Raw genomic sequence first — 12,161 nt, 5'->3', positions numbered from 1 at the left:
TTTATATTGTGTGTGAAGATATTATTAGTGTGTAAACGGCTTAAATTCAATTATATTGAGTTTAAGCCGTTTTTATTTTGCTGCCCTAAAGCTAAGTTTTGTTCCCTATAGCTACTAATCAACAGTATATGTAACAGTTTTAAATACCTTTTCTTTCATTTTTTCTTATTAACTTCGTACCTATCAATCATACCTAGGCATAGTTATTTTATTTAAGTAAACTTTCGCCATCGTAAAAAAGAGGCTTTAAGGTTCCGCAGTTTATAAATTTATAAGTAAGTTCGTTTTCAGGAGGAACTCGTTTTGATGTGCGAATTTTCTGCATACAGGCATTAACCAGGTCCACAAAAATTAGGTGGTTAAAGCTTGGTGCTTTTTGAATTTTATGTACATAAATACGCTCTGTACCATTTAGCTCAATCATATCGTACTCATGCCATTGTGAAGATTCGCTTAGCTCATTGAGTTCTCTGGCGTACAGTTGCTTATCAAGCTCAAGTTGTTTAGCTTCATAAATTAAAGTGCCACCTTGGCGGTAATCACCTTCGTAAATGTCGGCTGTAATTGTTATTTCATCCCCGCGCATTAAATGTTGAATATTAAACTTTTGCGGCTTAATAGTGATCATGTCGGCATTTTTCGCAAAGTTTAAAAAAGCAACGTTTGAATTTTTAACTTCGTAGACAACTTGCAAGTCATGTGGCGATCTATAAGAAGGAAGATTAATAGCAAAAATAGAAGACCCTCTATTCACAAGTGCCATTGGGTGAACTGCATTGTAGCTAGGATCTAATGGTGGAAGTTCTACTTTTTCTTCTTCAGCAAACGCTGTAGTACTTAGCAAAAGCAATAATAAAGTAAATAGTAAACGCATAATAACCCCAATTAATTTATGAGCTTAAATTGTAGTATAAAGTTTATATAACTCATATTTTAATACGCATTAACTCCCTTAATTATTAAGCTATTTAGCTTTAATTGAGTTTAGTAGAGTGCGGGCTTTCAAATGTATATTTGCATTATCTGGGTTTGATGAATTGGTCACCCAAACAACATGCCCTTTTTCATTTATAAATAACGTAGTGGGTGTGCCGTGTACTCCTAGTTGTGTCGCAATTTTATCTGCTTGTATTGCGGTTTTAAATGTATAACCCCTATTGGTTAATGCTTTTGCGGGGGAGGCGTTGTCATCTTCTTTAAAACTTACCGCTATTACGTTTAAGCCTATGTCGTGTATTTTTTGAAGGGCGGGTTGTAACTTTTTGCAATAAGGACACCATGTAGCCCAAAAGTGCAGAATATAAGGTTCGCCTAATAGGTTTTGTGTTTTTATACTTGTACCATCGGCCATGTTTAATGTTAAGGGGGGGAGTTCAGGATGGTTTGAGTCTTGAATAGGTTGCTCTGCAAATACCGCAAAACTAAAAATGGTAAGTGTTATAACTATAAAAATGTGTTTCATTGTGGTGTCGTTTTTATTCTAGTTAGCAAATAAGAACGACAATATTAAGTTTTTATTTCATATTAAAAGCGTGCCGCTTGTTCAACTACAATGCCATGGCGCTGTGCAAGGCGAAGATGATCTTTATCGTAACCACCACCAATAACTGTTGCCACTGGTATGTTGTGCTCAAGGCAACGTTTTAAAACCAAATGATCGCGTTTAGCTATCCCATCCCAACTTATATCTAATTTACCTAAGCCATCGTTTTGCCAAATATCTACACCGGCATCGTACAGTACTAAGCTTGGGTTCAGTTCTTTAAGTAAGTAGCTTAAGGTATCGTCAACAATGGCTAAGTATTCGGCATCTTGCATATGATTTGCTAAGCCAATATCTAAATCGCTAGCCGATTTCCTAAACGGGAAATTTTTTTCACAGTGTATTGAACAGGTATAGGCATAGGGCTGATGTGCAAGCATAGCGGCGGTGCCATCACCTTGATGTACGTCTAAATCAAAAATAAGCACATTGGTTACTTCACCGCTATCAATCAAGGTTTGGGTGGTAAAGGCTAAGTCGTTCACCATGCAATATCCTGAGCCAAAATCAAAGTGCGCATGATGCGTGCCTCCTGCTAGGTGACAGGCTATGCCGTGTTTTAGCGCTAAACGTGCGGTTTGTAATGTACCTTGCGGTGCAGTAAAAGTGCGCGCCATTAACTGGGGTGACCAAGGTAATCCTATGCGGCGCATGGCTTTATCGTCTAAGCGGTTGTTCCATAAATCGTGAATATAGTTGTCGCAATGTACTCGCTCTAAAGGCTCGGGAGAGCCTAAAATAGGCTGTGTGAGGTTATTGCCAATTAAGCCTAGTTTTTTAACGTGTGCGTATAAATTTGCAAACTTACTCATTGCAAAACGATGCTTAGGATCAAAACTAAACGAGTAGTTTGGATGGTACACTAACGGTAAATGAGGATTTAAGTTCATGTTCACATAGGCTATAAAGTTTGCCTTATGGTAATCAACTCACCTTAAAGAGTCTATTGTGAGTCGTGAATAAGCATCGCTAATTCACGATGAAGTAACTCATCGTCCGCTAAGTTTAGCTCTATCAGTCGTTTTAGATAGGAAATACTATCAATATCAATATGCTTACACTTTAAACCAATGTGATTGGCTTCTATATGGCAAATCGTTGTCTCCATTTTTATTTCAATTTCGCTGTCGGGTAAAATAAAACGCAGTATTGCATCATTTTCTATTTGATCATTTAACACATCACATTTACTGACTAAAGCGCCGTGCAATGAAATATCAAGCAAGGTACATGGGTACTCATTTTCTTGAAAAATTATGTGCGCATCGGTTGAAAATAAAATACGTGAAAATTGACGACGTTCTTGCATGACTCTGCCTTATTGTTTTTTTAGTAATATCAATAGCATTAAATTAGTGTTCAGTAATAGTGCGAATAAAACAACTCATTAATAATCACTAAAATTACGGCATATGGTTGTTCTAAGTGAATAATTTTTTATTTAGTTAGCGAGTGATTCAACATCAATCAAATGCATAATATTTTTAAATAAAATTGGTATAAGCATAGCTTTAAATTACACAGTTGCTAGCTACAAACACACATAGTTTATTTAAGGCATAAAAAACCCTGCGAAAAGCAGGGTTTTAAAGGTATTTCAGTTAATTCAGCTATTAACCAATTTTTTTGTATTTTATACGCTTAGGTTGTGCAGCTTCTGCGCCGTAGGTCTTTTTGAGCCACTCTTCGTATTCAGTATAGTTACCATCGAAAAAGTTAATTTGCCCTTCGTCGCGGTAATCTAAAATGTGTGTGGCAATACGGTCAAGGAACCAACGGTCATGCGATATACACATTACACAGCCTGGGAATTCTAAAATAGCATTCTCAAGTGCACGTAATGTTTCAACGTCTAGATCATTGGTTGGCTCATCCAGTAGCACTACGTTGCCACCGGCTTTTAATAATTTAGCAAGGTGTAAACGGTTACGCTCACCGCCCGATAAGTCTTTTACAAACTTTTGCTGATCGTTACCTTTAAAGTTAAAACGGCTAACGTAAGCACGGCTTGGGAATTCAAAGTTACCTATTTTTAAAACGTCTTGTCCGTCAGATATTTCTTGAAAAACTGTTTTGCTTTCGTCCATATCGTCGCGGAACTGATCAACCGTTGCTAGTTGTACGGTTTCACCAACGTTAACACTACCGCTATCTGGCTGCTCTTCGCCACTTAACATTTTAAATAGTGTAGATTTACCCGCGCCGTTGGCACCAATAATGCCTACAATAGCGCCTTTAGGCATTGTAAAGCTTAAGTCGTCTATTAATACGCGGTCGCCAAAGCTTTTACGTAAGTTAGTCACTTCTAATACTTGGTCGCCCAAACGTGGGCCAGGTGGAATAAATAGCTCGTTTGTTTCGTTACGTTTTTGGTAATCTGATTGTTGTAGCTCGCTAAACTGCGCCATACGCGCTTTAGACTTAGCCTGACGACCTTTAGGGTTTGAACGCACCCATTCAAGTTCTTGCGCAATTGATTTTTGACGTGCTTTTTCAGATTTTTGTTCTTGCTGTAAGCGCGCGTCTTTTTGTTCAAGCCAAGAAGAGTAGTTACCTTCCCATGGAATACCTTCACCACGGTCAAGCTCTAATATCCAGCCAGCAACATTATCAAGGAAGTAACGGTCATGCGTTACTGCCACAACAGTGCCTTCGTAGTCATGTAAGAAGCGCTCAAGCCATGCAACCGACTCAGCATCCAAGTGGTTAGTTGGTTCATCAAGAATAAGCATGTCTGGTTTTTCTAGTAACAAACGACAAATAGCAACACGGCGGCGTTCACCACCTGAAAGGTGCTCAATTTTAGCATCCCACTCAGGTAAGCGAAGTGCATCAGCAGCGCGCTCTAGTACGTTATCGATATTATGGCCATCGTGCGCTTGAATAACTGCTTCTAATTCACCTTGTTCTTTAGCCAGTGCGTCAAAGTCAGCACCTTCCATTGCGTACTCATTGTACACCTCATCAAGGCGATTAAGGGCGTGTTTTACCTCGCCAACAGCTTCTTCAACTATTTCTCGTACTGTTTTGCTTTCGTCTAGTACTGGCTCTTGTGGTAAGTAACCAATTTTAGTACCAGGCTGAGGACGTGCCTCACCTTCAAAGTCTTGGTCAACACCGGCCATAATACGTAGCAATGATGATTTACCAGAACCATTTAAACCAAGTACACCAATTTTGGCGCCAGGAAAAAAGTGCAACGAAATATCTTTTAAAATTGTACGCTTAGGCGGCACAACTTTAGATACTCGACTCATCGAGAAAATAAACTTATCAGGTAAAACCATGGAGGAAAGCCTTCAAATAATAATAAAAATTTTAATGTTGTATTGTAGTTGTTGAGAGGTGAAACAGTCAACGAATGGCGGGTGGGAATATATCTTTATCGTTTTATCTCGTTAAATTTATAGTTTTATTTGTGTGTGCTAACGTATTTAAACCATAGTAAAAATAAGAAAAACCCATGACTATAGAAAAAGTAATAACAATGTTGGCTTTACTTACGTTATTTACCACAAACCCCAAAGCTAACGCAGTCGATTCTCCTTGGCCCGAAATAAGAAAACAAAGAATAAATAAACTCCTGCCAAACGCTTTAAAAGCAGCTAAGGTAGATGCTTGGCTTATTGTTTGTAGAGAAAATAACAACGACCCATTGGCTGATCATATTGGCTGTGAAAACGCAGGTTCGCCAGCGGCATATTTATTTTATTTTAATAAAGGGGCGTTTCATTCGGTAGCCTACTCACCTTCAAGCGAAGCAAAAGCACTCGACGAGCTAAACATACATGAAGAAGTGATCTCGGTGCCACGCAGTGTGTCTGCGTTAAAATACGCGGCTGAGTTTATAAAAAAACAACCCTTTGAGCGTATAGCAATAAATGTCTCTGATCTTAATGCACAGGCAGATGGGTTATCGCACTCGCAATACAAGCAATTAGCTAACTTATTAGGCGCAAAGCAAACAGCAAAGCTCGTATCTTCCGAAGAAGTCGTTTATCAATGGCTTTCAATTAAGTTACCTGCTGAAGTTGAAATAATGAAAGAGGCTGCAATGCTTTCAGCAACGTGGCAAATAGAGGCTTATAAAACTATTATTCCGGGTAAAACCACCGATGCCGATGTAGCTAAATTTTTAAAAGCTAAAATGAAAGCACGAGGTGTAACCGATGCATGGGCTGCCGATCAAAATCCTAACGTAAATTCAGGCCCTGACCGCGGGCATTCGCATTCTACAAATAAAGTTATTATGCCTGGCGACGTAATTCAAATTGATTTTGGCGTAAAGCTCTACAATCGCTGGGTAAGTGACATTCAGCGTTTTGCTTATGTACTTAAAGAAGGGGAAACCTCTGCACCAGCCAACATTCAGCAATATTGGATTAATGCCCGAGATAGCGGTTTTGCCGCATTTAATGCAATGAAACCCGGCGTAAGGGGTATAGACGTAGATCAAGCTCAAACCGTATTAATGAATAAATACAACTCAGAGCCTGTGCCATGGAGTACCGGCCATCCAGTTGGGTATGTTGCACACGATACCGGGCCCAATTTAGGTGGCTCTCGCAGTGCCCAAGTAAGGCCTGCTGCTCATCGTAAACTTAAAGAAGGAATGGTGTTTGCTTTTGATGGCTTTTTTAGTTGGCCTTTAAACAACACTGAGTTTAAAACCATTTCGGTTGAAGAAATGGCTGTAATTACCAAAAACGGCGCTGAGTATTTAATTCCCCCTCAGCAAAATTTAATATTAGTAGGCAATAATTAGTTCATTATTTTAAATGCAGTGAGTTAAGCCTCTTTTTAAGGGGGTGACTCATTGCTTGCCACATACTTAAGTAATAATGAATAAATTTCATTTAGACATCTATACATCTAGAGGTTGATATTTTTTGCTTTCAGTTCATAATTAGCACAAGTTTTTATGAGTAGGAGTTAAAAATATGCCAATTACCGTAAAGGATGAGCTTCCAGCCATTGCACGTTTGCGCCAAGAAAACGTATTCGTAATGCCAAAAAGCCGTGCAAAAACGCAAGAAATCCGCCCAATGCGTTTGGCTATATTAAACTTAATGCCTAATAAAGTAGAAACCGAAGTGCAGTTTATTCGTTTACTTGCAAATTCTCCTTTGCAAGTAAACGTAGAGCTGCTGCGCCTAGACACTCACCGCAGCAGTAATAACTCAGAAGAACACCTAGATACCTTTTATCGCTATTTTTCAGAGGTAAAAAATAACAATTATGATGCGCTTATAGTTACAGGCGCACCGCTTGCGCATTTAGAGTATGAAGATGTTGCCTACTGGGAAGAGCTTAAAGTCATTATTGATTGGGCAGAGCAACACGTTACCTCTACGTTGTTTTCGTGTTGGGCGGCTCATGCAGCGCTATTCCATAGCTATAATTTAAAGCGCGACTTAAAACCCAATAAGCTGTGTGGCGTATTTACTCACCAATGCCATTTTAAACACGGGGCATTAACTCGCGGTTTTGACGATACCTTTTTAGTACCACACTCACGTTATGGGCACATTGATATAAAAAAAATAAATGCGTGTGACGATCTTGTTGTATTAGCAGGCTCTGAAAGAGTGGGTGCTTACTTATTAAAAAACAAATCGGGTAGCCAAGTATTTATAACAGGCCACCCAGAATACGATGCCGACACCCTAAAAGGGGAGTACGAGCGTGATTTACAAAAAAGCCCAGATGCGCCAAAACCTGAAAACTATTTTCCCGATGATGATGCAAGCAAGCAACCGTCAAAAACGTGGCAAAGCCATGCTTTTTTACTTTTTTCGAACTGGTTAAATTACTACGTGTATCAAACCACACCGTATGATATTAATTTAGTTAGCCAAGATGTGAGGACTAACAACTATGCCGAATAATACAGCCGCCAACAAACAAGCCGAACTAATTGAAGCGCTTAAAGAGCGTATTTTAATTTTAGACGGCGCTATGGGTACTATGATCCAAACTCATAAACTTGAAGAAGAAGACTACCGAGGCGAGCGTTTTAAAGGTTGGCACGTGCTAATAAAAGGCAATAACGATTTATTAAGCCTCACCAAACCCGAGTTAATAACCGATATACACCGCGGCTTTTTAACTGCCGGTGCAGATATTATTGAAACCAATACCTTTAACTCAACCACCATTTCGATGGAAGATTACGACATGGCAAGCATAAGTCGTGAAGTAAACCTTGAGTCGGCCAAACTCGCGCGCGCAATATGTGACGAGTTCACCGCTATAAATCCAGAAAAACCACGCTATGTAGCGGGGGTTTTAGGGCCAACATCTAAAACCTGTTCTATCTCGCCAGATGTAAACGACCCAGGTTACCGTAACGTAACGTTTGATAAGCTGGTTACTGCGTATGTAGAGTCAACCCTTGCATTAATGGAAGGTGGCGCTGATTTAATACTTATTGAAACCATATTTGACACCCTAAATGCAAAAGCCGCCTCATTCGCAGTAGAAGAAGCGTTTGAGCAAGCCGGGCGCACATTACCTGTAATGATCTCGGGCACTATCACCGATGCCTCTGGGCGTACGCTTTCGGGGCAAACAACCGAAGCATTTTATAACTCTATTCGCCATATTAAGCCTATTTCAATTGGCCTTAACTGTGCCCTTGGGCCAGATTTACTGCGCCAATACGTAGAAGAGCTTTCGCGGGTATGCGAAACATTTACCTCAGTACACCCAAATGCCGGTTTACCTAACGAATTTGGTGAGTACGACCTAGAAGCACCTGAAATGGCTGCCGAGATTATAGATTGGGGCAAATCGGGCTTTATTAATATTGTGGGTGGTTGCTGTGGTACAACGCCTGCGCATATTCGTGCGTTTGCTAAAGGGCTTGAAGGGGTAAAACCTCGCGCATTGCCAGAGCTTGATGTTCGCATGCGTTTATCAGGCCTTGAAGCCTGTAACTTAAATTAAGGAGCCGCCAATGACCCAACAAATTGCAGTATTTACCAATGTCGGCGAGCGTACCAACGTAACAGGCTCTGCCATGTTTAAACGCTTAATCATGGAAGAAGATTACGAAACCGCCCTGAATGTTGCCCGCGAACAAGTAGAAAACGGCGCCCAAGTTATTGATATAAACATGGACGAAGCCATGCTGGACTCAAAAGCGGCCATGGTGAAGTTTTTAAATTTAATTGCCTCAGAGCCTGATATTTCTAAAGTACCTATTATGGTCGACTCTTCTAAATGGGAAGTAATAGAAGCAGGCCTTAAATGTATTCAAGGCAAGGCTATTGTTAACTCAATATCGCTTAAAGAAGGGGAGGAGCCGTTTAAACACCAAGCTAAAATTATTAAACGTTTTGGTGCAGCTGCTGTTGTTATGGCGTTTGATACCGACGGCCAAGCCGACACCGCAGACCGCAAATACGAAATATGTGCACGCAGCTACAAAATATTAGTAGAAGAGATTGGCTTCCCGCCGGAAGACATCATATTCGACCCTAATATATTTGCCGTGGCCACCGGTATAGAAGAGCACGACAACTACGCCGTAGAATTTATTGAAGGCACACGCCGCATTAAACAAAACTTACCGCACTGTAAAGTGTCGGGCGGGGTGTCTAATGTATCGTTTTCGTTTAGGGGTAATAACCCTGTACGCGAGGCCATTCACTCGGTGTTTTTATACCACGCAATAAAAGCGGGTATGGATATGGGTATTGTAAACGCAGGCCAGCTTGCGGTTTACGACGATATCCCCGAGGAACTTCGTAAAGCCGTAGAAGACGTAATACTTAACACCGACCCCGGTGCAGGTGAGCGTTTAGTAGAGCTTGCACCTAAATATTCAGGTATGGCACAAGCTGAGCGGGTAGAAGATTTAGAATGGCGCACATGGCCTGTTGAAAAACGCCTAGAACACGCTCTAGTAAAAGGTATAACCACCTTTATAGATGAAGACACAGAAGAATGCCGCGCAGCTGCCGATAAACCTATTCATGTGATTGAAGGGCCACTCATGGATGGCATGAACGTGGTAGGGGATTTATTTGGCGCAGGTAAAATGTTTTTACCGCAAGTTGTTAAATCGGCCCGCGTTATGAAGCGCGCAGTGGCTTACCTAGACCCATTTATAGAAGCCGAAAAAGAAGAAGGCGCCACTAACGGTAAAGTGGTTATGGCCACCGTAAAAGGCGACGTGCACGACATAGGTAAAAACATTGTAGGCGTAGTACTGCAATGTAATAACTACGAAGTAATCGACTTAGGTGTAATGGTACCTGCCGAAAAAATACTGCAAACCGCGATTGACGAAAAAGCCGACATAATCGGCCTTTCGGGCTTAATTACCCCATCGCTTGACGAAATGGTACACGTAGCCAAAGAAATGACTCGTAGAGGTTTTGAGCTGCCGCTCATGATTGGTGGGGCAACCACCTCAAAAGCGCATACCGCAGTTAAAATAGAGCCACAGTACGACAAAGGCGTCGTGTACGTAAATAACGCCAGCCGTGCAGTGGGCGTAGTATCAAGCTTGTTATCAAAAGAGCTAAAACCTGCCTTTTTAGAAAAAACAAAAGCCGAGTACGTAAAAGTACGCGAGCAACAAGCGCGCAAAAAGCCACGTTCAAAACCGGTTACCATTCAGCGTGCTCGCGATAACGCAGCGCAACTCGATTGGGATAACTACACGCCACCAGTGCCTAAAAAGCTGGGCGTGACTGAGTTTAAAAATGTATCAATAGCCACGTTGCGTAAATATATAGATTGGACCCCATACTTTATGACGTGGTCAATCGCTGGTAAATACCCGCGCATAATGGACGACGAAGTCGTTGGCGAACAAGCACAAAGCTTATTTAAAGACGCTAACGACATGCTAGATGACCTCGAAAAGTCAGGTACTTTGCAACCTTTAGGTGTAATTGGTTTATTCCCTGCAAATCGCGTGGGTGATGACATAGAAATTTACACCGACGAAACCCGCAAAGAGCTGTTAAACACCTCGTGCCATTTACGCCAGCAAACTGAAAAAACCGACTTTGCTAACTATTGTTTAGCTGACTACATTGCGCCAAAAGGTACACCTGATTACTTTGGCGCGTTTGCAGTAACGGGCGGTTTAGAAGAAGACGACTTAGCCAATGCGTTCGACGCACAGCAAGACGACTACAATAAAATAATGATTAAAGCGGTTGCCGATAGGCTCGCAGAAGCCTTTGCCGAATACCTGCACGAACAAGTGCGTAAAGAGTACTGGGGATATGCACCCGATGAAAACCTGGGTAACGATGAGCTAATTCGTGAAAACTACCAAGGTATTCGTCCAGCGCCGGGTTACCCAGCGTGCCCAGAGCACACCGAGAAAAAGAAAATTTGGCAGTTACTCGATACCGAAAAACGCATTGGCATGCAGCTCACCAGCTCATACGCCATGTGGCCAGGAGCTGCGGTTTCGGGCTGGTATTTCTCACACCCAGAGGCAAAATATTATGCCGTAGCCGCTGTGCAAAAAGATCAGGTGGAAGATTACGCCAAACGAACTAATATGACGCTCGCAGAGGCCGAAAGGTGGCTATCGCCTAATTTGGGGTATGAGCCGGAATCATAGCGAAGCGGTCAGTTTTTAGCGGTCAGCTATCAGTAAAACAAAAACGAGCCAAAATAGGCTCGTTTTTTAGTGCTAGGCTACAGGTTTTATTGTTTATAAGTAATTGTTCGCTTTACTTTCTGTACCTTTTTCGTGTTATTATGTTTTTTTTGTATACAGGGAGTAAGTATGAAGATTAAAGTTTTAATAGTATGTTTATTTTTATTGTTTTATGCAGAAGGGGCTAAGGCCAGTGGGGGTTTTAATTTACCACCCTATACAGGCGGGCCAGTATATCCACCAGATCCTATTCCTATAACGCCTACACCTACAAGCCAAGGGGTAACAGCTCCGACTAATTTTAAGTATGTACAAGACAATGATGCTTTAAAGATTTCATGGGATTGGGCATTAGAAGGAGAAATCACAGTACCACCTCCTATACTCCCACCTCAAGAAAGTCTTTACTCGTACGATATAGGTAGCCGCGCTGGTTTTAGTTTTAGTATTGATGTTGAAGTATCTGAACTGAACAATAATTCCTACAGGTTAATAAGTAACTCACCACATAATTACTATACCTACAGTTCTTTTCCGTTTTCGACAATTAAATTTAGAGTAAGGGCTAAAAGGGTTAATAATTCTACAGATCAAACTACTTATTCACCCTATTTATATAGCCCAGAAATTAAACGTAAAGTGAAGTTAGGTTCGCCGTATTTTAAGCCAAATGGTGGAGATTTAGTAAAAGGCTCATCATTTGAAATAGCTCACAGCTCAGGACAAGTTTGGTTTAGGCTAGTTGAGAAAGAAAAGAGTTGTTACTCATCAGAGCCATGGCTTTTATATTTTGATCCAATATACATAAATAAAAGCAAAAAGGTATGTACGTACGCAACCAAAAGTGGCGACTTAGATAGTGATATACGCTCAGTAATATTTAACGTTATTGAGCCTGGTAAAGATAAAAAAATAATTTACATACATACTGACTTGCTAGGCAGTCCAGTTGTTGAAACAACAAATCAATAAGTTTAAAGGATTATT

The 12,161-nt window shown here is 40.9% G+C and carries 10 protein-coding genes; 5 read left to right on the top strand and 5 right to left on the bottom strand.

The features are described 5' to 3' along the window. Positions 1 to 208: 208 nt before the first annotated feature. The 5 genes from CWB65_RS02335 to ettA form a co-directional block, all read right to left on the bottom strand. A complete protein-coding gene (locus tag CWB65_RS02335; protein WP_138739801.1) occupies positions 209 to 874 on the bottom strand; it encodes a hypothetical protein in 666 nt (221 codons plus the stop codon). 90 nt (positions 875 to 964) lie between these two features. After that, the gene (locus CWB65_RS02330) at positions 965 to 1,462 is read right to left on the bottom strand and encodes a TlpA family protein disulfide reductase (protein ID WP_138739800.1); all 498 of its coding nucleotides are present in this window, start codon (positions 1,460 to 1,462) and stop codon (positions 965 to 967) included. Positions 1,463 to 1,524: 62 nt separating this feature from the next. Beyond that, positions 1,525 to 2,433: a histone deacetylase family protein gene (locus tag CWB65_RS02325; RefSeq protein ID WP_138739799.1), complete on the bottom strand. Its 909-nt coding sequence runs from the start codon at positions 2,431 to 2,433 to the stop codon at positions 1,525 to 1,527. Between the two features lie 53 nt (positions 2,434 to 2,486). Beyond that, on the bottom strand, positions 2,487 to 2,852 hold the full coding sequence (locus CWB65_RS02320; RefSeq protein WP_138739798.1) for a PilZ domain-containing protein: 366 nt from the start codon (positions 2,850 to 2,852) through the stop codon (positions 2,487 to 2,489). 304 nt (positions 2,853 to 3,156) lie between these two features. Continuing rightward, on the bottom strand, positions 3,157 to 4,830 hold the full coding sequence (ettA, locus tag CWB65_RS02315; protein WP_006791482.1) for an energy-dependent translational throttle protein EttA: 1,674 nt from the start codon (positions 4,828 to 4,830) through the stop codon (positions 3,157 to 3,159). A gap of 176 nt (positions 4,831 to 5,006) precedes the next feature. Between ettA and CWB65_RS02310 the strand changes: the two genes are divergently transcribed. From CWB65_RS02310 to CWB65_RS02290, 5 genes are all read left to right on the top strand, one after another. Next, positions 5,007 to 6,308 carry a M24 family metallopeptidase gene (locus CWB65_RS02310; protein WP_138739797.1) on the top strand — a complete coding sequence of 434 codons (1,302 nt, stop codon included), beginning with the start codon at positions 5,007 to 5,009 and terminating at the stop codon, positions 6,306 to 6,308. 175 nt (positions 6,309 to 6,483) lie between these two features. Further along, positions 6,484 to 7,431, top strand: a complete 948-nt coding sequence (gene metA / locus CWB65_RS02305) for a homoserine O-acetyltransferase MetA (RefSeq protein ID WP_006791480.1) — start codon at positions 6,484 to 6,486, stop codon at positions 7,429 to 7,431. Further along, positions 7,421 to 8,491, top strand: a complete 1,071-nt coding sequence (locus CWB65_RS02300) for a homocysteine S-methyltransferase family protein (protein WP_138739796.1) — start codon at positions 7,421 to 7,423, stop codon at positions 8,489 to 8,491. Before metA ends, CWB65_RS02300 begins: the two co-directional genes overlap by 11 nt. A 10-nt stretch (positions 8,492 to 8,501) precedes the next feature. Then, a complete protein-coding gene (gene metH, locus CWB65_RS02295; RefSeq protein WP_138739795.1) occupies positions 8,502 to 11,135 on the top strand; it encodes a methionine synthase in 2,634 nt (877 codons plus the stop codon). 168 nt (positions 11,136 to 11,303) lie between these two features. After that, positions 11,304 to 12,146: a hypothetical protein gene (locus CWB65_RS02290; protein ID WP_138739794.1), complete on the top strand. Its 843-nt coding sequence runs from the start codon at positions 11,304 to 11,306 to the stop codon at positions 12,144 to 12,146. Positions 12,147 to 12,161 lie beyond the last annotated feature (15 nt).

This window comes from Pseudoalteromonas sp. S554, from assembly GCF_005930865.1.
Lineage (GTDB): Bacteria > Pseudomonadota > Gammaproteobacteria > Enterobacterales > Alteromonadaceae > Pseudoalteromonas > Pseudoalteromonas marina.
Note: the sequence above shows the minus strand (reverse complement) of the source record. Positions and strands in the feature narration are given on the sequence as shown.